The sequence below is a fragment of the Brevundimonas sp. UBA7506 genome, from assembly GCF_002479495.1.
GTDB lineage: Bacteria > Pseudomonadota > Alphaproteobacteria > Caulobacterales > Caulobacteraceae > Brevundimonas.
The window spans coordinates 830-22,987 of record NZ_DLNQ01000002.1; the positions used below are offsets into that span (position 1 = coordinate 830).

The window sequence follows — 22,158 nt, forward strand, 5'->3', positions numbered from 1 at the left end:
CGCATCGCCATGGAGCACCTGTTCCAGCAGCCGACGGCGCCGAACGAGATCCATGTCTGGCTGATGAGCCTCGAGGGCGCCGATCGCGACGCCGCCGAGCGGATCGCCCAGTCGCTGGATCCCAAGTAGGCCTCTAGCCTATTCGGACCAGACCGCCAGGTCATTGCCGGAGGGGTCGCGGAAGTGGAAGCGGCGACCCCCGGGGAAGGCGAAGATCGGGTGGGTGATTTCGCCACCCGCCGCCTGGACCTTGGCCAGCATGGCCTCCAGGTCGTGGGCGTAAAGGATGGGCAGGGGCTTGGGCGTCATCGCCTCGGTGGTGAAGCCCCCGTCCAGGCCTTCGCCGAACGCCGCATAGTCAGGGCCGTAATCCTGGAACACCCAGCCGAAGGCGGCGGCGTAGAAGGCCTTGTGCGCCGCCATGTCGGTGGCGGGCAGTTCGAGATAGTCCAGCTTGCCGTCTTCGCGCATGGCGGTTCTCCAGAAAATGGAGGCGGACGCTTGCACGACTGACGAGTCTGCGCAAACCTGCAATTGGTTCTCAAATGCAGGAGTCGTCCCATGATCGTCCTGAGCGCCGGATGCGCCTCGCTGGCCGCGCTCATGCGCGAGGCGGAGGCGACGCCGCATACGACACGGGCGCCGGTCGAGACCGACCGACGCCCACGCCTGATAGCCATGAACGGCGGGAATCAGCGCGCCGTCTGGGTCTCGCCCGCGCGCCAGACGCGATAGCGCACCTCGACGTCCGAGGGGGCGTAGACCACGACCGGCAGACGCGAGTTGTAGCGGATCAGCGGCTGTTCCTGCGTCGTTACGAAGGCCTGGCGCTCCGAGCCGGGCGGGCATCCCATCAGGGTGCTGGCGGCGTTCCCCAGGGCGGGCAGGACGTAATAGTCATAGCCCCAGCCCTCGGCCGTGCGGGTCTCCAGGCGGCCGCCGAAGACCTGACGGTTGCAGTCCACCGTCTGGGTCTTGCCCAGGATCAGTTCGACCTTCAGCGCGCTTTCGTCGGTCTGCGCCGGCAGGGTGATGACGTGGCGCGTCTGGCCGGCAGCCGCAGCCGGGAAAGCCTTCAGGGCGTCGGCGGTCTGGGGCGCAGGCGTGCTGTCGGTCATGGGGCTACCCGCCTGAGCCGTAGCGCAGGCGGCCAGGGTCAGGGCGGCGACGCCAGCGAAGAGCTAGGGGAGGATTTTCAAGGCGTAGTCTCCACGGCCAAGGTTAGCGTGACCGTGGAGAACGTCACAGGATCAGGGCAGTTCCACGGCCATGGCCACGGCTTCGCCGCCGCCGATGCAGAGCGAGGCCACGCCCTTCTTGCCGCCGCGCGCCTGAAGCGCCGCCAGCAAGGTCGACAGGATGCGCGCGCCCGAGGCGCCGATGGGGTGGCCGAGCGCCGTGGCGCCGCCGTTGACGTTCAGCTTGGCGCGGTCGATGCCCAGTTCCTGTTGGGCGATCATGGCGACGACGGCGAAGGCCTCGTTGACCTCCCACAGGTCCACGTCCTCGACCGACCAGCCGGCTTTCTTGAGGGCCTTCTGCATGGCGGGGACGGGGGCGGTGGTGAAGAGGCCCGGCTCATGGGCGTGGGCGGCGTGGCTGACCACGCGGGCGACGATGGGCAGACCCATAGCCTTGGCCGTGCTCTCGCGGGTCATGACCAGGGCGGCGGCTCCGTCCGAGATCGAGCTGGCGTTGGCGGCGGTGATGGCGCCGTCCCTGGTGAAGGCGGGGCGCAGGGTCGGGATCTTGGCCGGATCGGCCTTGCCGGGTTGCTCGTCCTCGCTGACCGTGACAGGACCCTTGCGGGTGGCGACCTCGACCGGGACGATCTCGGCCTTGAAGGCGCCCGAGGCGATGGCGGCCTTGGCGCGGGTCAGGCTCTCGATGGCGTAATCGTCCATCGCTTCACGCGTGAACTGATACTGGGCGGCGGCGTCCTCCGCGAAGACGCCCATGGCCTTGCCGGGGGAATAGGCGTCTTCCAGACCGTCCATCATCATGCTGTCGACGATGACGTCGTGACCGATGCGGGCGCCGCCGCGATGCTTGTTCATCAGATAGGGGGCGCCGGTCATCGACTCCATGCCGCCCGCGACGATGACCTCGGCCGTGCCGGCCAGCAGGGCGTCGTGGGCCATCATGGCGGCCTGCAGCCCCGAGCCGCACATCTTGTTCACGGTCGTCGCCTCGACATGCTTGCCGAGGCCGGCGCCGATGGCGGCCTGACGCGCCGGAGCCTGGCCCAGACCGGCGGGCAGGACGCAGCCCATGAAGATCTGCTCGACCTTCTCAGGGGCGACGCCCGCGCGCTCGACGGCGGCCTTGACCGCGGCGGCGCCCAGGTCGGTGGCCTTGACCGGCGACAGCGCGCCCTGGAAGCCGCCCATGGGCGTGCGGGCGAAGGAGACGATGACGACGGGATCGGATGCGGCGGTCATGAGGGGCGTTTCCAGTATGAATCGTTTCGCGGGGGATTAGGGGAGGCGGAGGCCTGCTGGCAAGGTCAGAGCAGCTTCCTGCGCTGGCGGGCCAGGGCCAGCGGCCGCCCGTCCGCGCCCCAGGCGACGGCCTCGTCCACTGACCAGCCGAGGCCGTGATCCAGCAGGCGGTATTCGAAGAAGGCCCAGCCGTCAGGCGCGGTTTCGGGCGTCGGATCGGCCAGGAAGTCGTAGCGCAGGTCCACCGTCGTCATCATCGGCGGGGCGGTGAAGGCGGTCCAGGCGGGCGGATAGAGGGCGTCCAGCAGATAGGCCAGCCGCAGCTCATCCAGGGGCGCGCCGTCCCTGGTCCGCATCCACACCCGCTCGACGACAGGCTTGCCTTCATTGCCGCCCAGGATGTTGGGGCCTCCGTCGAAACGATAGTCGACATGCTGCGAGAAGCGCGGGGCCATGGGGCCGCTGATCCCCGGCGCGTCCCTCAGGCTGTCCAGCGACGGGGGCACGGCGAGCAGGGGGCCGAGCGGCTGGGCGGTGTCGGCGTCGGCGCCGTAGGTGGCGCTGGCGTGGTGCGTCAGGCGCGCGCCCTGGCCGCCCTCGACCACGGCATAGGCGACATTGCGGCCGCCGCGCAGCAGGCGCGGGCGGAATTGGATGGGCTGGCCGTATCTGGCGGCGGCCAGGTACTGGACGCTGAGGCTGCGCAGCGGCGCCTTGATCTCCAGCCCCTGACGCATGGCGCCGGCGCACAGGGCCGCCAGCAGGCCGCCGAATGGAAAGCCCGCCTCGGGCGGGGCGCTGATCGGGCCGTTGGAGAACTCGCCGGACAGGTGCGCCGACAGGCCCTCCTCGCAGGGCGTCAGGGTCAGGGCGTCGTGCAACAGGGCGGCTTCGGTCATCGGTCCACGCAACAGGCAAAAGAGGCGGGCGGAGACTGATGCGTCGCCGCCCGCAAGTCGAGGAATGCAGAAATCGCGACAGGCTGGTCGCAAGTTCGTTGCCAAAAGAAACTGACAAACTGCGTCCCGATTGGCAACCCACTTGTCAAAAGCCTGACGCGGGGTCACTTTCCGCCCATGGGACGCACCGCCGACTATAGCCGCCAGAGCTGCTCGATCGCCGCCACGCTGGAGGTGATCGGCGACCCGTGGACCCTGCTGGTCATCCGTGACGCCTTCAACGGCGTGCGCCGGTTTGAACAGTGGCAGGACCGGCTGGGCGTAGCCCGCAACGTCCTGGCCGCGCGGCTGAAGTCGCTGGTGCAGCACGGGGTGCTGGAGCCGCAGCTCTATTCCGAGCGCCCGCCGCGCAACGAATACGTCCTGACGGCCAAGGGCAAGGACCTGTACGGGGTGCTGGTGACCCTGCACGCCTGGGGCGAGAAGCATGTGTATGGCGAGGCCGACAGCGGCATCTCCATGGTGCACAAGACCTGCGGCCACGACCTCAAGCCCCGCATCGCCTGCGGCCATTGCAATGAGATCGTCAAACCGCGCGACATAGCGCTCACCTGGGCCGAGAACCGTCCGACCGTGGGCGATGTTCTGCCCAAGGACGAGGCTGCCTAAGGCCGCGCGGACAGGGTTTGGCCGAAGTGACGTTGCGTGCGCTGTGCGCCGCGATGGGTCCTCGTAAGTGCTTCACTTCGGCTAAATTTGTAATGTTATTACATATCGTCTAATCGCTGCGGCATGTTCAAGCCGATCAATGCCGCCAACGGGAATTTGCACGTTATCCGTCCCGCCGCCGCTCGGATACGCATCGAATCCATCGACGCGTTGCGAGGTCTGGTGATCCTTCTGATGCTGGTCGACCATGCGCGGGAGTTCTTCTTCATCCATGCCCAGGTTTCGGACCCGATGGATGTAACCGCGACTTCGCCGGCTCTCTTTTTCACCCGCTTGACGGCGCATCTGTGTGCGCCTGTGTTCGTGGCCCTGACCGGACTGAGCGCCTGGCTCTACGCCTCGAAGAAGGGCGGCGCTCCGGCTGCCTCAGCCTTCCTGTTCAAGCGGGGTCTTTTCCTGATCTTCCTGGAACTGACCCTGGTCAACTTCGCCTGGACCTTCTCGTTGACGCCGACCACCGTCTTCCTGCAGGTCATCTGGGTGATCGGCCTGTCGATGATGGCTCTGGCGGCCCTGGTTCACCTGCCGCGCCCCCTGCTCATCGCGCTCGGCCTGATCATCGTTCTGGGGCACAATCTGCTGGACCCGATCACTGTGGCTGAGGGCGCTCCGGGCCATGCGATCTGGGCCGTTCTGCATGATCGCGGATATATCGACCTGCCCTGGGGCGGCCAGGCCCGGACCTCCTATCCCCTGTTGCCGTGGATCGGCGTCATCGCCCTGGGGTATGGCATCGGGCCCTGGTTCGTCGCAGAAGGGGCATCGCGCCGCCAGCGTTTGATTGCGCTGGGCGTGGCCATGCTGGCGCTGTTCGCCCTGCTGCGCACGATCAACCTTTACGGCGATCAGCCCTGGACCGCTCAGACCGACCTACTGCACACTGTCATGAGCGTGCTGAACCTGACCAAATACCCGCCATCGGCGGATTTCCTTCTGGCGACGCTCGGCATCGGAGCCTTGCTGCTGGCGGCGCTGGAGCAGGCGCCGCGACGCCTGGTTGGTCTGCTGGCGATCTTCGGCGGCGCGCCCTTGTTCTTCTACCTGATCCACCTCTACGCTCTGCACTTGCTCAATCTGGGGGCGTTGGTGGCGTTGGGGCCCAATCAGGGCGAATCCTTCAGCCTTCCCGGCGTGGGCTGGATCTGGCTGCTGGCCGTGGCGGTGGCCGTTCCTGGCTGGTTCGCTTGCCGGTGGTTCGGAGAGGTCAAGCGCCACAGCACGAAGTGGTGGATGAAGTACCTCTGAAATCCGGCGCGGGCTGACGTCGAAACGCCAGCCCCAGGGATGCAGTCGTCCTGGCGTCATCCCGCGTGGGCGAGGTGGCGGATCAGGGCGTCGTCGTCTCGCCTGAACCGAGCACGCTGGATGCAGTGAACGTCGGAGCCAGAATGGCGATATCGTAGCCCAGCGCCATTTCCCGCCATTCCTGCGGTGCGGAGGCCAGGCCCTCGGCCCTGAGTTTGCGGAGATCCACCAGCATCCACGACCCGGATGCGGCGTCAGTCGGCGATGCCAGGACGACATCCTTGCGCCAATCAGGCGCCTGGGTCGCCATGTCGAACGCGCGTTCGGCGGGGGGGCGGCCGACGCCATTGTAGCTGCCGTAGGAGCCCTTTGCGCCCTCGATGAGGATGTGCGTGGCCGTGACACCTTCGCCCTCGGCACGTTCGGCCACATAGGCGCCCAGGTCGCGCTGATCCAGCGGGTTGAGCGATTTGTAGAAATGCCAGGCGCCGAACTTCATCAGCACTCTCGCTTCGGGATTTTCAGAAAGGCGCGCGGCGAAGGTCCGCTTCATCAACCGCGCCCGGCGTCCGTTGGGGTCGCCCTTGCGCGCTTGCGACGCCTGATAGATTGCGCGGGTCTCTGTCAGCAGGCCAAACAGATAGCGGACGCGCTCCCCGCCATCTTGCGAGACTGCGGCGGCGGCCTGGTCGAGGTCGTCTTGCGTGACCGAGAGCAGGAAGAGGTCGCCGGGCGAGGCTGATGCGAGTGCAGCAGTGGTCGCCTCCCGAGCCTGCGCGGCCAGACCGATCAGGGCGGCCCGGGCGAGAGGACCGGGTTCGGCGGCGAGCATTTCCTCGAGCAGATAGCTGCCGGATCCGAGAAACTCCTGGTCGAGACCCCATAGCTGGAAATCCGGTCCGGCGGCGGCGGCGCAATCGCCCGCCATCCGGACTTCATCCCGCCCGCCGAAGAAGGCGATGCCGTCCGGATGGAGGCGCAGGAAATCAGCGATCCGGGCTTCGCGATTCTCCGATCGCATGGCGGAATCGACAACGCGGGCCGCCTCCGGACCGGTTTCGATGGCCATGGCCGTCAGGCCGGAAGGCGCCATCAGACGACAGATCTGGGTTGTCAGGACCGGGATCTCCCGCGTCATGTGGCTTTCCCCGATCAGAACATAGCGGCTGGCGGCGATGGCTTCTGACAGGACGGGCGCGCCTGCGCCGGAAAGGCCGTCCGGACTGACGTTAAGGGGGGTGATCACTCCGGCGAGACGAGCCGTAAAGGAGGAAGGCGTCGCTTCCTCGGCGACCGAGCCGGTCGCAAAAGCGCTCAGGCTGGCCATCAAGACGGCAGACAGGCCCGGATGAAATCTTCTCATGCGTTTCCCCCAAAAACGACTCGACAGGTTTTGGTCTAGCAACGCCTGAAAAGGACAACCAATGAACTCGAGTCCATGTCCGGGCCGTATCTGCATTGGACCAGGCGTCGGCGATAAAGGGCGTTGCCATCAACATGGCGTCGGGATCGGACCTCGTGACCGTCGAGGGCGGAGAAAACGTTCAGTTTCCGTCAACCCTCCGCCGTTAACCTTTGGGCCATGTTTCTGTCCCTGACGTCCAGGATCGCCGCCGTCGGCGCCCTGGTGGTGATTGCTTTGCTGGCCCTTGTGGCTTCCCTGGTCGACGCCTCGCGGCAAAGTCGCGAGAGCTTCCGCTGGGTGACGCATTCCGCCGAGGTGATCGAGGCCATGGAAGAGACCATGGCGGGGCTGAGGGACGCCGAATCCGGCCAGCGCGGCTATGTCCTGACGCGCAACCCTGGCTATGCGGAGTCCTTTGATCGAAGGGTGGCGGACTCGCTGCGGTCCTTCTCGAAGCTGGTCGAGCTGACCAAGGACAATCCGATCCAGCGGGCGCGCGTTCAGGCGTTCGGCGGTCTGATGTCGGAGCGGACCGAACTGCTGCGTCAGCCGCTGGACCTGGCGCGTCAGGGCCGCTTTGACGAGGCCGAGGCGGCGGTCGCCGGGGGGCGCGGGCTGAATTCCATGGGGCAGGTTCTGCTGGCCTCGCAGGAGTTCCTCAGCGAGGAGCGCAGGCTGCAGACCGAGCGGATCGGGGCGGCCGAACGCCGTCTCGAATGGGGCAAGCGGTTGGCCCTGATCGGCGGGCCGCTGATCGCCCTGTTCTCGCTGTCGGTGTCCTTCATGGTCATCCGCCGTATCCGCCAGCCGGTGCGGGTCATCACGCGGGCCATGACCGGTCTGGGCGGCGGCGATCTGGAGCAACGCATTGTCGGGCGCATGGGCTCGCGCGAGTTCGACCGTCTGGCCGACGGCTATAACGACATGGTGCAGCGCCTCGCCACGGCTTCCGATGACCAGAGGCGCAGCGAGCGAGAGCTGAAGCGGGTGCACGACGAGCTACTGAGCAGCAGTCAGGTGTTGCGCGAACGGGGCGAGGTGATCGAGCTGCTGGGCGGCATGGCCCACCGGATGCAGGCGGCCCGCACCGAGGCCGAACTGGCCCAGGTCATCCACGCCTTCGTGCCGCGCGTCCTGCCGGGCCTGCCGGGGGTGCTTTACGCCTACAACAACTCGCGCAACCTGCTGGTCCCGATCTCGACCTGGGGGGACCATGACGGCGACGGCGACGCCTTCGGGCCGGATCAGTGCTGGGCGTTGCGGCGCGGCCAGAGCCATTTCGTCAGCGAGCCGGGCACGGACATCGTCTGCGACCACGTCGGCCATTCGGAGCACGCCTACCACTGCGAGCCGCTGCTGGCTTCGGGCGAGGTTATCGGCGTCCTGCATCTGGACGGGGCGCTGGATGTCGAGAGCGGTTTCCGCATCAAGGTTCTCGTCGAGAACATCGCCTCGGCCATGGTCAATCAGCAGCTGCAGCGCGATCTGAAGGAACAGACCATCCGCGATCCGCTGACCGGCCTGTTCAACCGTCGCTACATGGAAGAGGCTCTGGCGCTGGAGGTGGCGCGGTCGGCCCGCTCAGGCGCGCCCCTGTGCGTTGTCATGTGCGACGTCGACCACTTCAAGCGCTTCAACGACGAGTTCGGTCACGATGCCGGGGACCTGGTGTTGCAGGCTGTCGCCGCCGAACTGGGCCACCGTTTCCGCGACGGCGACATTGTATGCCGCTATGGTGGCGAGGAGTTCACCGTCATCGCCCCCGGCACGACGCCCGAAGCCCTGCTGCAACGCATCGAGACGGTGCGGCAGGCCATCGCCGGCATCTCCCTGCGTCATCGCAATCAGGCCCTGGGCAGCACCAGCATGTCCTTCGGCGTGGCCTGCTGGCGGCCGGGTATGGACCGCGAAGGCCGCGCCGCCTTGCAGGCGGCCGATGCGGCCCTCTATCGCGCCAAGAAGGAGGGCCGCAATCGGGCTGTGCTGCATCTCGAGGAAGCGGCCTGAGGACGCCGCTGTCAATCAGTCGGCGTCGATCGCCGTCGTGCCGCTGATGAAGCCGCCGCCGAGCACGCGGTCGGGGTCGGCGGGGTCGTAGAGGGCGCAGGCCTGGCCGGGGGCGACGCCTTCTTCGCCTTCGTCGAAGACGACCGAGACGATGTTGTTTTCATCCAGCGCCAGACGGGCGAGGGAGGGCTGGCGGGTCGAGCGGACGCGGGCCAGGACGGGGGCGCCGTCGCGGGCGGCTTCCTCGATGGTGGCCTGATCGCCCAGCCAGTTGGTTTCCTCCAGCGTCAGGCTGGCGGTCAGCAGGGCCTCGCGCGGGCCGACGATGACGCGGCGGTTGTCGGGATCCAGTCTGGTGACGAACAGGGGCTCGCCCACGGCGACGTTCAGACCCCGGCGCTGGCCGATGGTGTAGTCGGTGATGCCGCCGTGCTGGCCTAGGACCCGGCCGTCCATGTGGACGATCTCGCCCGCTTCACGGCCTTGCGGACGCAGGCGGTCGATCAGGGTGCGGTAGTCGCCGGACGGGACGAAGCAGATGTCCTGGCTGTCCGGCTTGGCGGCGATGCGCAGGCCCAGGGCGGCGGCGACGCCGCGGACCTGGGGCTTTTCCAGATCGGCCAGGGGGAAGCGCAGATAGTCGAGCTGATCCTGGGTCGTGGCGAACAGGAAGTAGGACTGGTCGCGCGAGTGGTCGATCGCCTTGCGCATCTGCGAGCGGTTGCCGACGGCGGCGCGGCGAACGTAGTGGCCGGTGGCCATGGCCTCGGCGCCCAGGTCGCGGGCCACGTCCAGCAGGTCGCGGAACTTGACCGTCTGATTGCAGCGGATGCAGGGAACCGGGGTCTGACCCTTCAGATAGCTGTCCGCAAACTGGTCGATGACCGCGTCCTTGAAACGGCTTTCGTAGTCGAGGACGTAGTGAGGGATTCCGATCAGCTCGGCGGCCAGACGGGCGTCGTGAATGTCCTGACCGGCGCAGCAAGCGCCCTTCTTCTTGAGCGCGGCGCCGTGGTCGTAGAGCTGCAGCGTGACGCCGACCACGTCATAGCCCGCCTTGTGCAGCAGGGCGGCGACCACGGTGGAATCGACCCCGCCTGACATGGCCGCGACCACGCGCGATCCGACCGGCAGGCCGACAGCCTGTCGCGCGCTCTCGATCGCGGCGTCCATGTCGGCGGCGCCGGACATGGGGGCGATGGTCGGAACGGGGCAAATATCGTCAGCCAGGGTCATCGCCGCCATATAGAGGGCCCTGCGTTCGATTTCGAGGCGGGGGCGTTAAAACCTGAACACCGTCATCCTCGGGCTTGACCCGAGGATCGAGCGAAGTGGCGGGTTAATGGTTTCGACGTTGCGCAGACGGACAACCCGATCCTCGGGTCAAGCCCGAGGATGACGGCGAGGAGAAGGAAGCGAAATGCAAAAGGCCGCCCGTTTCGGGGCGGCCTTTGATCTTGTCGAGGCGCGAGACCTTAGTCCCGGTAGCTCTGGATGCGCGTGGTGCGCAGGCCTTGCATGCCCCATTTGTCGATCGCCTGTTGCCAGGCGATGAATTCCTCGGCCGTCAGACGATATTTCGTCAGGGCGTCTTCCAGGCTGATCAGACCGCCGCGAACGGCGGCGACCACCTCGGCCTTGCGGCGGATCACCCAGCGGTTCGTTTCCGCCGGCGGGAGATCCCGCAGGGTCAGCGGCGTGCCCGTCGGGCCGACCACATATTGTTCGCCTCTACTATTAAGGCGTCGCTCTTGCAGCATGGGCTTAAGCCTCTTTCACCACCACCATCGACGCGTACCCTAGGCGCGCCCCGGCTAAGGGGCGTTTAAGCGTCGTGGTGAAGGAATGGCTAAGACGCATCCTCCGTCCCCGGCGCATCGAAAGCGCCGGAAACGAAGGATTCATCGAGTCTAACGGAGGCTTACTCATCGATTCCCGTTAGCCGATCAGCGCTTGATGCTGAGCAGCTCGGCCAGCATCTCGTCCGCCGTCGTGATGATCTTGGACGAGGCCGAGTAGGCGCGCTGGGTGGTGATCAGGCTGGTGAACTCGGCCGACAGGTCGACGGTCGAGGATTCCAGCTGCTGGGCGGCCAGCATGCCGGCGCCGCCGGTGCCTGCCGCCTTCAGGTTGAAGGTGCCGCTCTCCAGGCTGACGCGGAAGGCGTTGCCGGACACCTGACGCAGGCTGTCGGGGCTGGGGAAGGTGGCCAGGGCGACCTGGGCGATCCGGCGCATGACGCCGTTGTCGAAGATGGCGGTGACGAAGCCGCTCTCGTCGATCTTGATCTCGGACAGGTTGCCGAAGGCGGTGCCGTTGGTGACCGTCGACTGGACGATCGAGGCCGTGTTCAGCTGGCTGAGGCCGCCCGCCGAGGTGTTCAGGTCCAGGGTCAGGACCTGATCGGAAATGCCGAGGCCGTCGGCCCACTTGATCCGCTGGCTGTTGGCCGGGAGCGTCAGGTCGACGGCGGAATCGGAGGCTTCGAAGTTGATGGTGGCGTTATTGGGGTCGTCGAACAGACCCGTGCCGGCGGGCCAGCCCTGCATGGTGGAGACGTCGAGGCGGCCCGAGGGGGTGAAGGCGATCAGGCCGGTCTTGATCTGACCGTTGGAATAGGCGCCGCCGGTGACCACGTCATCGGCCGGAACCGCGACGATTTCGGCGTACCACTGGTTGGCCACGTCGCTCTTCAGCAGGCGGATCTCGACGTTGCGCTGGCCGCCCTTGGAGTCCGAAACGGGGATGTTGATCTTGAAGTCGGGCTTGATGCCGACCGGGTTCTCGTCATCGCCATTGTACATGGCCATCGAGTTGATCGACGGATCGTACTTGGTCTTGGCGATGTTGTCGCTGGCGATGCCCAGACCGGGCGAGCCCATGGCGACGGTGACGCCGCCGCCCAGGTCCAGGTCGGTCAGGGACTGGGCCACGCCGCCGACCGTGAAGCCGGTCAGGGCACCGGCGGCGTCATAGGTGGCGACGCCGTTGATGGTCTGGGCGCCGGACTTGACCGTCACATTGTACTCGCCGGCCACGCCCGTGGGGGCGTAGCGGACCGAGAAGTCCTTGGGCCCCGAGGCGGCGGGGATCACGGCGACGTTGGTGTACTTCTGCGGGCTGGCGGCGGTCGAGACGACCTGGCCGGAATAGAGGTTGGCGTTGATCTGGGCGCGCGTGGTCTTTTCAGCCGTGCCGCCGACGGTGCCGATGTTGATGGAGCGCAGGCGCGTCAGGTCCGAGGGGTCGGTGGCGATGTCGCCGTTGGAGTCGACCGGCCAGCCCTGCAGATACAGGCCCGCGCTGTTCTTCAGATAGCCCAGGTTGTCGATGCGGAAAGCGCCTGCACGGGTGAACAGGCGGCTGTCGGTCGCGCCGACGCCCTCGGCCTTTTCAGTCGTGACGAAGAAGCCCTGGCCGTCGATGGCCAGGTCGGTGCTCTCGGTCGTACGCTGCAGCTGACCTTCCTGGCTGATGAAGTGGCGTGCGGTGGTGATGACGCCGCCTGCGGCATAGCCGCCGCCGGTCTTGGCCTGGCTGTTGACCAGGGTCTGGAACTCGCCCTGGGTGCGCTTGTAGCCGATGGTGTTCACGTTCGCGATGTTCTGCGAGATCGCGGCCAGGGCGGCGGAGTTGGCGGAGAGGCCGGAAACGCCGGCCTGCATGGCGCTGTTGATGCTCATTGTATCGGCTCCTTAGGCGGAAACTGGATAGGGGAGAGGGACGCCGTTCAGGCGTCGGTCTCCGGCGTGATGGGGGGCTGAACGCTGGCGTTTTTCTCGTCGAGCGCGATGATGCTGGAGAGCGGCATGACCGAGCTGCCGATCGTGACGTAGGGTTCGTCGGCGTACATCTCGACGCCGGTGATGCGGCCGCGCATCAGGACCTGGGCGTCGACCTTGCCGCCGGTAACGTCCTTGGCCGTGACCTTCAGGGTATAGACGCTGCCGTCCTGACCTTCGGTCCAGTTGAAGTCGTGGACGCCGGCGCCGGCTTCCGGCGCAGGGCCCTTCCAGACGACCTGACCGGCGGCGTTCAGGACCTGAAGCTCGACGTCCGAGGCGTTCGTGCCCAGTTCGTAGCTCCACGAGGCCTTGCCGTCGGCGGCCTTGGTGGCGTCCCAGACAGCGGTGGCGTCCTTGCCGATATAGTTCGAGGCGCTGGCCAGACCGTCGCCCTTCTGGCCGTTGAGCAGGGCGGTCAGCAGCTGGTTGGAAAGCAGTTGCTGCTCGACGCCGGCCATCTGGGTCAGCTGGGCGGTGAACTGGTTGGAGTCCATCGGCGACAAGGGGTCCTGGTTCTTCAACTGCGCGGTCAGCAACGAGAGAAAGGTCTCGAAGTTCGACGCCAGCATGGTCGAGCCGGTGTTGATCTTGTCGTTGGCGGTATTGGCTGTGACGGCGGTGACCATCGGTCAGACCTTCATATCGACGCGGTCAGGCGTCAGCGAAAGGGAGGCCCAGGGGCCAGGAGGCGGCAGGGCCGTGTCGGCCTGGGCGGCCAGACGGGCGGCGCCGGCGAAGGCGCGACGGTCAGGGGCGCGGTCGAAGGCGCCGCCGCCGCTGAAGCCAGAGGAGGGATTGCGCTCCGAGAACTCGAGCGAGTCCTGGGTCAGCTGGAAACCGGCGTCCTGAAGCTGGCGACGCAGCTCGTCGGCGCGGGCGCGCAGGTCGGTGGCGGCGGCCGGGTTGTCGAAGGCCAGGCGGGCGGCCAGTCGACCGTCGGAATCGATTTCCAGGCTGACGTCGACGCGGCCCAGACCTTCGGGCGTCAGGGCCATGTCGAAGCGGGTCGAGCGGCCTTCCAGCTTCCGGATGATCTGGGCGGCCAGTTGCGCCGTGGTTTCGACCGTGGCGCGCGACAGCTGCGACAGGCCCAGGTCGCGCTGGGCGGTCGGGGCGGCGGTCTGGGCGTCCAGCAACTGTTGCGAAGGCGCCAGATCGGCCGGAGCGTCCAGCGGCGCAGCGTCAGCGGGCGGGACCGCGGCGGGCGCCACGGCATCGTTCAGCGCCGCCGTGGCGGCGGCGACGGGGGCGGCGACGGGGGCGGCGGAAGGCGTCGAGGCCGACAGGATCGATCGGCCTGCGGTGCTCGTCTCCGTCCTGGCCTCGACCGGGGCATTGGCCGTTGCGGCGTTGGAGCGGCGCTCGTCCAGACGGGCCGATCCGTTGCGCGACGGGGCAGGGGCGGAAGCGGCGACCGCAGGGGGCAAGATTTCGGGCGCGGCCTCGGCTTCGGTTTCGGTCGAGACGACAGCGGCGGCGACAACCGGTTCCGGTGCGTCGGCGTCAGGGGCGGGTTGCGAGACCGGGGGCGTCGCGAACTGCGCTGCGACGGCGGGCGCGGGGCGCGGCGCCGGCACGGTGATCGAGGCCGTCACTGAGGCCGGCAGGGGCGACGCGGCAGGTTCCGCCGCAGCGGTCCGGACGGTGGCGGGTTCGGGCGCCGGGCGTTCCGAGGCGGGCTCCGGAACCGCCGGCGGGACGGCCGGGGCGGCGACAGGAGCGGGGGCTGAGGACTTCACAGGGGCGGGCGCGACCGTGGCGCTCTCGGCCTGTCGAGGCGCGACCGCTTCCTTGGAAATCGAAGGCGTGGCGACGACGGCGGTCTGGGCGTCGGGCGTGGCGGCGGGCGTGACGGCGGCGGTCGGCGGCGCCGGACGTGCAGTGGGGGCTTTAAACTCGCCTTCAACGGGGGCGTCGCCAGCCGCCGGAGCCGCAATCGTCTCTAGCGCAGCGGCCACGGGCCGAGAGGGCGTCATGCGGGGCTCTGTCGGAGCGGCGTCGGACAGGGACGAGGCGACCGGCGCGGCCGGCGCCTTGGCGATCTCGGGCGCCGAGCCCGAGGCCTCGGACGTGGCCATCTTCAGGTTCGGGCTCGCCGGCGTGGCGGCGTCATCGACCTGGGACGGCGTCGGCGAGGGTGTTTGCGGCGCATCGGGAGCCGCGCCTTCAGGCGTCGCGGACGGGACGGGCGCAGAGGCGTTCGCGGCGTTGGCGCTTTCGACGGCGGCATCAGGGATGATGGGCGAGACGACCGACGGGGCGACGGGCGCGATCAGCGGCAGGGGAGGCCAGGCCGGGGCCGTATCGGCCGCGACGTCGAGCGAAGGCGCCTCCACAGCGTCGGATTCGATGGGCGCGGCATCCGGGGCGGGGTCGCCTTCGCTTGGGCCCTTCATCGGCGCCGAGACGGCCGCCACCAGGCCCGCGAACAGGGCCTCGTCCGCCGCCGTATCGACGGAGGCGGCGTTCGCGCCGACCGGGGCGGTCGGGGCGATCAGGGACATGACGCTGAGCGCGGACATGAGAGGCGGCGGGGCTTTCGCTGGATGGGCGGCGCCTACTGCGCTCGGGCTATTCGAAACCGTTGGCGCAAGGCCCGGGCCAAGTTGTGCGAGTTGATGCAATTCATTGAAAAATAACGAAATATATTGACTGTGATCAACGATCTCGCCCCGCATTCGCCCGGCGGATCTTGCCGCACCTTGCGCTTTTTGCCGGGCGGAGGCGGGCTGAACTGACCGGGCGACGTCATGGCCCGCGAATTGCGCCGTGCCTGCCGAACGCACAGGGGCTGAAAAGCCGATGTCTAATAAATTCAGGGAGTTGGCTAGAATGGCTAACCGGAACGCCGGGCAAGATTTGCGCGCAGGCCAGCAAGGCTTGCCGGGCGCGGCCCTGTATGGAGCCCGTTTCTGATGTCTTTGAACTCGATCATGCACATCGCCACGTCGGGCATGAACACCGCCCAGACGCAGCTGCGGGTGGTTTCCGACAACGTCTCGAACGTCAACACGCCCGGCTATATCCGCAAGGTGGCCGATCAGCAGTCCTGGGCGAGCCAGGGCACGGGCGCGGGCGTAGAGATCGCGCGCATCCGTCTGGCCACCGACCGCTTCCTTCAGGCCGCCAGTCTGAACGCCGGCGCCGACGCCGGGCGTCAGTCGGTGCGGTACGAACTCTATAATCACATCCAGTCGCAATTCGGCGATCCCGGCGCGGACACCGGCTTCTTCGCCCAGATCGACAAGATCTTCTCAGCCTTCTCGACCTCGGCCGAGAACGCCACCTCGGGGCCGCTGCGCCAGGACGCGATCTGGAAGACCCAAGCCATGTTCGACGAGGCCGCGCGCGTGGCCAAGGAGATCCAGAGCACGCGCGAGGAGGCCGACGGGCGTCTGCGTACCGCCGTGGATCGGGTCAACGGCCTGGTCGAGCAGATCGAGAAGCTGAACGTCGAGATCGCCAAGGCCAATGTGGTCGGCACGGACTCGACCGGGGCCGAGACGGCCCAGGCCGCTCTAATCAACGAACTGTCCGAAATGCTGGACGTGCGGATCACGACCCGCTCGGTCGGCGGCGTCGAGGTGCGCACCGGGAACGGCATGCTGCTGGCCGGGCAGGGCGCGTCCAAGCTTGAGTATCAACGGGCGGGCGCGGTCTCGGCCGAGACCGTCTTCAACCAGGTCATGATCACCGAGCCCAATGGTCAGCGCCGACCGCTGACCGACGGCTTGGCCTCGGGCGAGATCAAGGGGCTGCTGGAACTGCGCGACGTCGACGCGCCGGCGGCGGCCGAGCGCCTGGGCGAGTTGATGACGCGCCTGGCCGATGAACTGAACCGCGCGCACAACGCCTCTTCGGCGGTTCCGCCGCCTCAGGTGTTGAACGGCCGCAACGTCGGCCAGTCGCTGGAGACGGCGCTGACGGGCTTTACCGGCGCCACCACCATCACCACGGTCGACGCCCAGGGCGTGATCCAGAACTCGGCCCGCATCGTCTTCTCGGGCGGGACGATGACGATCAACGGCGTGGCGGCGACGCCGGCCACCTTCCTGGCCACCCTGAACGGCCAGCTGGGCGGAGCGACCGCCAACTTCGTCGACGGCCGTCTCAGCATCCAGGCCCCTGCAGGGCAGGGCGTCGCGATCGCCGATGACGCGACCAGCCCCAGCACCAAGGCCGGACGCGGCTTCTCGCACTATTTCGGGCTGAACGACCTGGTGTCGACGGAGCGCCCGGCGCTGTATGACACGGGCCTGACGCCCGCTTCGCAGCATGGGTTCACGGCGGGCGAGACGATCAAGTTCCGCTTCACCGATTCCTCGGGCTCGCGCATTCGCGATATCGCCGTGGCGGTTCCCGCAGGCGCCGGAACCATGTCCGAGCTGCTGACCGCCCTGAATGATCCCGCAACCGGCGTCGGCAATCACGGCAGCTTCAGCCTGAACGGCGCGGGCGAACTGATCTTCACCGGTCATGGTTCGCCGCCGTCGACCATGTCGGTGGTCGAGGACGGAACCCGTCAGGTTCCCTCCGGTGTGTCGATGAGCGACCTGTTCGGTCTGAGCGGCGCGCGCTCGTCCCGCGCCGGCGGGTTCACCGTCCGGGCCGACATCGTCAAGGATCCCTCGATGCTGGCCTTGGCCCAACTGAACCTGGGCGCGGCGGCGGGCACGGCGGCGCTGAGCAAGAACGACGGCAGCGGCGGGCGTCTGCTGGCCAAGGCCGACCAGAACGCCACCGCCTTCTCGGCGGCGGGCGGGGCGGGCAGCGTCTCCATGTCCCTGTCGCGCTATGCGTCCGAATTCTCGGGCGAGATCGGCGGCAAGGCCACCATCGCCAAGAACCGCTCGACCAACGCCACGGCTCTTTATCAGGAGGCGGCGGCGCGACGCAGTTCCGTCGAAGGCGTCAACATGGACGAGGAACTGGTGCTGATGACCACCTATCAGCAAGCCTTTAACGCTTCGGCGCGTCTTATTCAGGCGGCGTCTGAAATGTACGACACCCTGATCGGAATGATGCGATGACCCGCGTTTCGACCTTTGGAAACTATCAGTCGGCCCTGCTGCACCTGATGAACGCGCAGGCGCGCGGCGAGGAAGCGCAGAACAAGGTCAACACCAAGAAGAACGCTACCAGCCTGGTCGGCTTTGGACGGCAGTCGGAAACGGTGATCGCGCTCAAGTCCAGCCAGACGCGCATCCAGGGCTTTATCGACACCAACAAGACGGTGGCCGATCGCCTGACGATGCAGGATCTCGGGCTGGGGCGCGTCGCCGACGCGGCGACCGCCGGGCGCCAGGCCATCGCCAACGCCATCGCCGCAGGTCGCGTGGACGGGCTGATGTCCGAGATGGAGACCATCTTCAAGATGGCCCAGGACGGCCTGAACATGAAGCACCAGGGCAAGTTCCTGTTTTCGGGCGGGGCCGTGGACCAGCAGGCGGTCGTCTTGCCTAACGTGCCGCCTGGCGCCACCGACCTGGAAAAGCTGGCCGCCATGCCCGGCGTCGGCGGGGCCTTCATGAACGATCAGCTGAAGCAGTCGTCGGTCCTGGATGAGACGGTCACCATGGACACCGGCTTCCTGGCCAGCGACGCGGGTCAGGCCCTGTTCGATGTCTTCCGCGATCTGCAGATCCTGCATCAGACGGATCCGATGAACGGGCAGATGACCGACACCCAGAAGACCGCCCTCACGACGCTGATGACGCGCTTCGAGACGGCGGCCAAGGACGTGGTCAACATCCAGGCCAAGAACGGCTCGATGCAGGCGCGGGTCGACAATCTTCTGGAGGCCCAGGAGTCACGGAAGATCTCGGTCGACACCATGCTGTCGGGCAAGACCGACGCCAACATGGCCGAGGCGGTGACCGAACTGGAGATGGCCCAGATCGCCTTGCAGGCCTCAGCCCAGGTGCTCAGCCAACTCCGGCAGGTGTCGCTGCTCGACTATCTTCGCTGACGCTGAAAGATAGAGGCGGCTGAACGAAACCGCGCAGCCGGCGTTAGAAAGCTGCGCCGTGGCGGGGAGGACGCAGCTTGCAAGGCAGGACGAGGCAGGGCATGGCGAAAAGTCATCGATCGTTGACAGCGCCGACGCCGCTCGGTCTAAGCTTCGCCGATGCGCCCCTTGCCGCCAGCGTCCATGACTGAACAATGAGTCGGAAGGCCGATTACGAAATCCGGAGTGGCGCTGGCGACGGCGCGATCCTGCGCCTGACCGGTGACTGGTCGACGACGGGCATTGGCCGTCAAGGCGATCGGTTGAGCACCGATCTGGCCGGGCGCGACGTGGGCGCACTGGATCTGTCCGAGCTCGGCCGCTTCGACACGGCGGGGGCGCTGGCCATCGCCCAGGCGACGTCGCGGCAGATCCCCGAGGCCGCGTGGTCAGAGCGGCCCGAGGCGGGCCGGATCTACGCCATGATCGAGGATCTGGACCGGCAGTCCTGCACGCCGCCGCGTCGCTCGCATCCGGTGACCCGCACCTTGGCCAAGATCGGCCTGGGGGTTTACGACTTCCTTGCCGAGGCCATGTTGTCCCTGGCCTTCCTGGGGCGGTTGATCGTCGCCGTGGGCTCGGCGCTGAAACACCCCGGCGCCATTCGCTGGCCCGCCTGGTTCAGCCAGGCCGAGCGATCCGGGCTGGACGCCATTCCGATCATCGCCGTGACCAACTTCTTCATCGGCGCGGTCATCGCCTTCCTGGGGGCCAATCTGCTGACCCAGTTCGGGGCGGGCGTGTTCACCGTGCAGCTGGTCGCCGTTTCGGTCCTGCGCGAGTTCGCGGTGGTCATCACCTCGGTCTTGCTGGCGGGCCGTTCGGCCTCGTCCTTCGCCGCCGAGATCGGATCGATGCGGATGAACCAGGAGGTCGACGCCATGCAGGTCATGGGGGTCAATCCCTTCCAGGCCCTGGTGATCCCGCGCCTGGCGGCCATGCTGGTCATGCTGCCGCTGCTGACCTTCGTCGGCATGATCGCCGGCCTGTTCGGCGGCATGCTGGTGACCTGGAGCGAACTGGCCTACGGGCCGGCCTTCTTCATCCAGCGCATCACCGAAGATCCGATGATGGACCGGCACCTGATGGTCGGTCTGATCAAGGCGCCGGTCTTCGCCGTGGTTGTGGCGGCCATCGGTTGCCGTCAGGGGATGTCGGTGGCCGGCGACGTTGAAAGCTTGGGACGCCGGGTGACGGCGGCGGTGGTGCAGGCCATCTTCGCCATCATCTTCCTCGACGCCGTCTTCGCCATGCTGTTCTTGGAGTTGAACCTGTGACGGCCCGCAAGAAAAATCCGATGCGCGAGAACGTCATCGAGGTGCGCGGCCTGCTGAGCCAGTTCGGGGATCGGGTGATCCATCAGGACCTCGATCTGGACGTGAGGCGCGGCGAGGTTCTCGGCGTGGTCGGGGGGTCCGGCACCGGCAAGACGGTGCTGTTGAATTCCATCATCGGTCTGAAGCAGCCGGAGGGCGGGTCAGTCAAACTGTTCGGCTATGACCGGCATGAGATGACCAAGGCCGAAGCCGCCGAGGTCGAACGGCGCACCGGGGTCCTGTTCCAGCAGGGGGCGCTGTTCTCGTCGCTGACGGTGCTGGACAATGTCGCTTCGCCCCTGGTCGAGCACACCAACCTGCCGCGCAACACCATTCGCGAACTGGCTGAGATGAAGATCGCCATGGTCGGGTTGAAGCCCGAGGCGCTTTATCTGAAACCTGCCGAGCTGTCGGGCGGGATGCGCAAGCGCGTCGGTCTGGCGCGCGCCCTGGCTCTGGACCCCGAGTTGATCTTCCTGGACGAGCCGACGGCGGGGCTGGATCCGATCGGCGCTGCTGCGTTTGATCAGTTGATCCGCGACCTGTCGGACGATCTGGACCTGACGGTCTTTATGATCACTCACGACCTCGACAGCCTGTACGCCATCTGTGACGAGGTGGCGGTGCTGGCCGACAAGCATGTCGTCGAAAAGGCCACGGTTCAGGAACTGGAGCGTTCCGATCATCCTTGGATCAAGGAATACTTCCTGGGGCCGCGCGGACGCGCCGCCCACCAGAGCGCCGCCTGAGGAGAGCGGGACGAGATGGAAAGAGACGCCCACTACGCCGCTGTCGGCATCGCCACCGTCGCCCTTCTGGCGGCCTTGGCGGTGTTCACGATCTGGCTGGCCCGCCTGCAGTTCAACAATGACTTCGATGTCTATGACATCGTCTTCTACGGCCCGGTGCGCGGCCTGTCCGAGGGTGGCGAGGTGCATTTCAACGGCATTCGCGTCGGCGAGGTCACGGCCCTGAACCTGGACCCCAAGAAGGGGGATCAGGTCATCGCCCGCGTCCGCCTGAACGGCACGACGCCGGTGCGCGTCACCTCGCGCGCCCAGCTGGAGCCGCAGGGCATCACCGGTCTGAACTACATCCAGATCACGGCCGGCGAGCCGAGCAGCGCGTTGTTGAAGACCCAGTATCCCGACAATGTCGTGCCGGTGATCCAGAGCCAGCCCAGCCCCATCGCCGAACTGCTGAGCGGGTCGGGTACGGTTCTGGCCCAGACCGTGGACGCCCTGAACCGGATCAATCGCGTCATGTCGGACGACAATATCCGCAGCTTCTCGTCCAGCGTGAAGAGCGTTGAGGCCCTGACCGCCGAGCTGGAGGCCCGCAAGGGCATGTTCCAGCAACTGGAAGAGACCATCACCAAGGCTAACGCCGCCGTCGGCGAGTATCAGCAACTGGGCGCCACGGCGCGGCAACTGGTGGATACGGACGGTCGTCAGGCCATCGCCAACATCAACAAGGCGACAGCCGAAGCCCAGGCCGCCATCGCCTCGATCAACCGTTCGGCCACGGGGCTGGAAGGCCCGCTGGGCGACTTCGGCACCCAGACGGTGCCGCAGCTGAACGACACCATCCGCCAGCTGGATCAGGCGACGCGCTCGCTGCAGTCGCTGATCGACAATGTGCGTGAAAGCCCGCGTGACTTCATCGCCAAGGCGCCGTCCAAGGAAATCGAGGTGCAACCGTGATCCGTTCTACCCTGCTGATCGCCGCCGCCTCGGTTGCTCTGTCTGGCTGCGCCCTGCTGGCCTCGCCTGATCCGGTACAGCTCTATCGTTTCGGCGGCGCCTCGGCCTTCGCCGGGACGGGGGCGACCTCGGCCTGCCCGGACGTCCATGTCTCGATGCGCCGCGTGGACTTCCCCGAGGCCGCGCGGGGCGACCGCATCCTGGCCGTGACCGGGGCCGAGGCCGCCTACATCAAGGGCGCGCGCTGGGTGTCGCCGGCCGAGACCCTGTTCGAGGAGGCCTTGCGCAACGCATTTCTGGACGGCGGGACCTGCACGGTCCTGAGTTCGGGACCGCTGACGCGCGACGGGCTGCTGCTGAGCGTGGACGTGCGCCGGTTCGAGGCGGCCTATGCGGCGCCGGGCGCCGCGCCCGACGCGAACATCGTCGTGCTGCTGAGGCTGATCCGGCCGGGCGACCGCTCCATTGTGGTCGAGGACCGTATCACGGTCAGCGAGAGCGCCGGCGAGAACCGGCAGTCGGCCATCGTCGCAGCCTTCGACCGCGCCACCGCCGAGGCCAGCCGCCAGATCGTCCTGTGGACGGATCAGCAGGGCTTCCAGGCGACGCGGAACTAGCGCC

The 22,158-nt window shown here is 67.2% G+C and carries 19 protein-coding genes; 9 read left to right on the forward strand and 10 right to left on the reverse strand.

From position 1 onward, the window contains the following. Nucleotides 1–138: 138 nt before the first annotated feature. The 4 genes from B3K53_RS00625 to B3K53_RS00640 form a co-directional block, all read right to left on the reverse strand. Nucleotides 139–471: a VOC family protein gene (locus tag B3K53_RS00625; RefSeq protein WP_292081975.1), complete on the reverse strand. Its 333-nt coding sequence runs from the start codon at nucleotides 469–471 to the stop codon at nucleotides 139–141. A gap of 221 nt (nucleotides 472–692) precedes the next feature. Then, nucleotides 693–1,160: a serine protease inhibitor ecotin gene (eco, locus tag B3K53_RS00630; protein ID WP_292082177.1), complete on the reverse strand. Its 468-nt coding sequence runs from the start codon at nucleotides 1,158–1,160 to the stop codon at nucleotides 693–695. A 90-nt stretch (nucleotides 1,161–1,250) separates the two neighbouring features. Beyond that, nucleotides 1,251–2,441, reverse strand: coding sequence for a thiolase family protein (locus B3K53_RS00635; protein ID WP_292081977.1), 1,191 nt, complete (start codon nucleotides 2,439–2,441; stop codon nucleotides 1,251–1,253). Nucleotides 2,442–2,506: 65 nt separating this feature from the next. After that, complete coding sequence (locus B3K53_RS00640) at nucleotides 2,507–3,340, reverse strand: acyl-CoA thioesterase (RefSeq protein WP_292081993.1); 834 nt, start codon at nucleotides 3,338–3,340, stop codon at nucleotides 2,507–2,509. 177 nt (nucleotides 3,341–3,517) lie between these two features. Here B3K53_RS00640 and B3K53_RS00645 point away from each other — a divergent pair, with 177 nt between their 5' ends. Together B3K53_RS00645 and B3K53_RS00650 are read left to right on the forward strand one after the other, a co-directional pair. Continuing rightward, nucleotides 3,518–4,009 (forward strand): winged helix-turn-helix transcriptional regulator, encoded by a 492-nt coding sequence (locus tag B3K53_RS00645; RefSeq protein WP_292081994.1) that lies wholly within the window; start codon nucleotides 3,518–3,520, stop codon nucleotides 4,007–4,009. Between the two features lie 123 nt (nucleotides 4,010–4,132). Beyond that, nucleotides 4,133–5,314 (forward strand): DUF1624 domain-containing protein, encoded by a 1,182-nt coding sequence (locus B3K53_RS00650; protein ID WP_292081996.1) that lies wholly within the window; start codon nucleotides 4,133–4,135, stop codon nucleotides 5,312–5,314. 82 nt (nucleotides 5,315–5,396) lie between these two features. On the opposite strand, the gene B3K53_RS00655 is transcribed toward B3K53_RS00650, so the two are convergent. Continuing rightward, nucleotides 5,397–6,677 (reverse strand): hypothetical protein, encoded by a 1,281-nt coding sequence (locus B3K53_RS00655; protein ID WP_292081998.1) that lies wholly within the window; start codon nucleotides 6,675–6,677, stop codon nucleotides 5,397–5,399. A gap of 219 nt (nucleotides 6,678–6,896) precedes the next feature. Here B3K53_RS00655 and B3K53_RS00660 point away from each other — a divergent pair, with 219 nt between their 5' ends. Beyond that, the gene (locus B3K53_RS00660) at nucleotides 6,897–8,726 is read left to right on the forward strand and encodes a diguanylate cyclase (protein WP_292082000.1); all 1,830 of its coding nucleotides are present in this window, start codon (nucleotides 6,897–6,899) and stop codon (nucleotides 8,724–8,726) included. Between the two features lie 15 nt (nucleotides 8,727–8,741). On the opposite strand, the gene mnmA is transcribed toward B3K53_RS00660, so the two are convergent. From mnmA to B3K53_RS00685, 5 genes are all read right to left on the reverse strand, one after another. Then, nucleotides 8,742–9,971 (reverse strand): tRNA 2-thiouridine(34) synthase MnmA, encoded by a 1,230-nt coding sequence (mnmA, locus tag B3K53_RS00665; protein WP_292082002.1) that lies wholly within the window; start codon nucleotides 9,969–9,971, stop codon nucleotides 8,742–8,744. Nucleotides 9,972–10,201: 230 nt separating this feature from the next. Then, complete coding sequence (locus tag B3K53_RS00670) at nucleotides 10,202–10,486, reverse strand: DUF1153 domain-containing protein (RefSeq protein ID WP_105563033.1); 285 nt, start codon at nucleotides 10,484–10,486, stop codon at nucleotides 10,202–10,204. Nucleotides 10,487–10,672: 186 nt separating this feature from the next. Then, nucleotides 10,673–12,409, reverse strand: a complete 1,737-nt coding sequence (gene flgE / locus B3K53_RS00675) for a flagellar hook protein FlgE (RefSeq protein WP_292082004.1) — start codon at nucleotides 12,407–12,409, stop codon at nucleotides 10,673–10,675. A 47-nt stretch (nucleotides 12,410–12,456) separates the two neighbouring features. Continuing rightward, nucleotides 12,457–13,137: a flagellar hook assembly protein FlgD gene (locus B3K53_RS00680; RefSeq protein WP_292082006.1), complete on the reverse strand. Its 681-nt coding sequence runs from the start codon at nucleotides 13,135–13,137 to the stop codon at nucleotides 12,457–12,459. A gap of 3 nt (nucleotides 13,138–13,140) precedes the next feature. Next, nucleotides 13,141–15,033, reverse strand: coding sequence for a flagellar hook-length control protein FliK (locus B3K53_RS00685; RefSeq protein WP_292082008.1), 1,893 nt, complete (start codon nucleotides 15,031–15,033; stop codon nucleotides 13,141–13,143). A 393-nt stretch (nucleotides 15,034–15,426) separates the two neighbouring features. Between B3K53_RS00685 and flgK the strand changes: the two genes are divergently transcribed. The 6 genes from flgK (at nucleotide 15,427) to B3K53_RS00715 (ending at nucleotide 22,154) form a co-directional block, all read left to right on the forward strand. Next, nucleotides 15,427–17,541, forward strand: coding sequence for a flagellar hook-associated protein FlgK (gene flgK / locus B3K53_RS00690; RefSeq protein ID WP_292082010.1), 2,115 nt, complete (start codon nucleotides 15,427–15,429; stop codon nucleotides 17,539–17,541). Continuing rightward, nucleotides 17,538–18,479, forward strand: coding sequence for a flagellin (locus B3K53_RS00695; RefSeq protein WP_292082012.1), 942 nt, complete (start codon nucleotides 17,538–17,540; stop codon nucleotides 18,477–18,479). Before flgK ends, B3K53_RS00695 begins: the two co-directional genes overlap by 4 nt. A 194-nt stretch (nucleotides 18,480–18,673) precedes the next feature. After that, nucleotides 18,674–19,795 (forward strand): MlaE family ABC transporter permease, encoded by a 1,122-nt coding sequence (locus B3K53_RS00700; RefSeq protein ID WP_292082014.1) that lies wholly within the window; start codon nucleotides 18,674–18,676, stop codon nucleotides 19,793–19,795. Nucleotides 19,796–19,815: 20 nt separating this feature from the next. After that, a complete protein-coding gene (locus tag B3K53_RS00705) occupies nucleotides 19,816–20,583 on the forward strand; it encodes an ABC transporter ATP-binding protein (protein ID WP_292082015.1) in 768 nt (255 codons plus the stop codon). 15 nt (nucleotides 20,584–20,598) lie between these two features. After that, complete coding sequence (locus B3K53_RS00710) at nucleotides 20,599–21,537, forward strand: MlaD family protein (protein ID WP_292082017.1); 939 nt, start codon at nucleotides 20,599–20,601, stop codon at nucleotides 21,535–21,537. Beyond that, a complete protein-coding gene (locus B3K53_RS00715; protein WP_292082019.1) occupies nucleotides 21,534–22,154 on the forward strand; it encodes an ABC-type transport auxiliary lipoprotein family protein in 621 nt (206 codons plus the stop codon). Before B3K53_RS00710 ends, B3K53_RS00715 begins: the two co-directional genes overlap by 4 nt. The last annotated feature ends 4 nt before the right edge of the window (nucleotides 22,155–22,158 follow it).

Excerpts from the sequence above, each read along its gene's own strand:
- B3K53_RS00625 (WP_292081975.1), bottom strand. The coding sequence starts at position 471 with ATGCGCGAAGACGGCAAGCTGGACTATCTCGAACTGCCCGCCACCGAC.
- B3K53_RS00635 (WP_292081977.1), bottom strand. The coding sequence starts at position 2,441 with ATGACCGCCGCATCCGATCCCGTCGTCATCGTCTCCTTCGCCCGCACG.
- B3K53_RS00640 (WP_292081993.1), bottom strand. The coding sequence starts at position 3,340 with ATGACCGAAGCCGCCCTGTTGCACGACGCCCTGACCCTGACGCCCTGC.
- B3K53_RS00645 (WP_292081994.1), top strand. The coding sequence starts at position 3,518 with ATGGGACGCACCGCCGACTATAGCCGCCAGAGCTGCTCGATCGCCGCC.
- B3K53_RS00650 (WP_292081996.1), top strand. The coding sequence starts at position 4,133 with ATGTTCAAGCCGATCAATGCCGCCAACGGGAATTTGCACGTTATCCGT.
- B3K53_RS00655 (WP_292081998.1), bottom strand. The coding sequence starts at position 6,677 with ATGAGAAGATTTCATCCGGGCCTGTCTGCCGTCTTGATGGCCAGCCTG.
- B3K53_RS00660 (WP_292082000.1), top strand. The coding sequence starts at position 6,897 with ATGTTTCTGTCCCTGACGTCCAGGATCGCCGCCGTCGGCGCCCTGGTG.
- mnmA (WP_292082002.1), bottom strand. The coding sequence starts at position 9,971 with ATGGCGGCGATGACCCTGGCTGACGATATTTGCCCCGTTCCGACCATC.
- B3K53_RS00670 (WP_105563033.1), bottom strand. The coding sequence starts at position 10,486 with ATGCTGCAAGAGCGACGCCTTAATAGTAGAGGCGAACAATATGTGGTC.
- flgE (WP_292082004.1), bottom strand. The coding sequence starts at position 12,409 with ATGAGCATCAACAGCGCCATGCAGGCCGGCGTTTCCGGCCTCTCCGCC.
- B3K53_RS00680 (WP_292082006.1), bottom strand. The coding sequence starts at position 13,137 with ATGGTCACCGCCGTCACAGCCAATACCGCCAACGACAAGATCAACACC.
- B3K53_RS00685 (WP_292082008.1), bottom strand. The coding sequence starts at position 15,033 with ATGTCCGCGCTCAGCGTCATGTCCCTGATCGCCCCGACCGCCCCGGTC.
- flgK (WP_292082010.1), top strand. The coding sequence starts at position 15,427 with ATGTCTTTGAACTCGATCATGCACATCGCCACGTCGGGCATGAACACC.
- B3K53_RS00695 (WP_292082012.1), top strand. The coding sequence starts at position 17,538 with ATGACCCGCGTTTCGACCTTTGGAAACTATCAGTCGGCCCTGCTGCAC.
- B3K53_RS00700 (WP_292082014.1), top strand. The coding sequence starts at position 18,674 with ATGAGTCGGAAGGCCGATTACGAAATCCGGAGTGGCGCTGGCGACGGC.
- B3K53_RS00705 (WP_292082015.1), top strand. The coding sequence starts at position 19,816 with ATGCGCGAGAACGTCATCGAGGTGCGCGGCCTGCTGAGCCAGTTCGGG.
- B3K53_RS00710 (WP_292082017.1), top strand. The coding sequence starts at position 20,599 with ATGGAAAGAGACGCCCACTACGCCGCTGTCGGCATCGCCACCGTCGCC.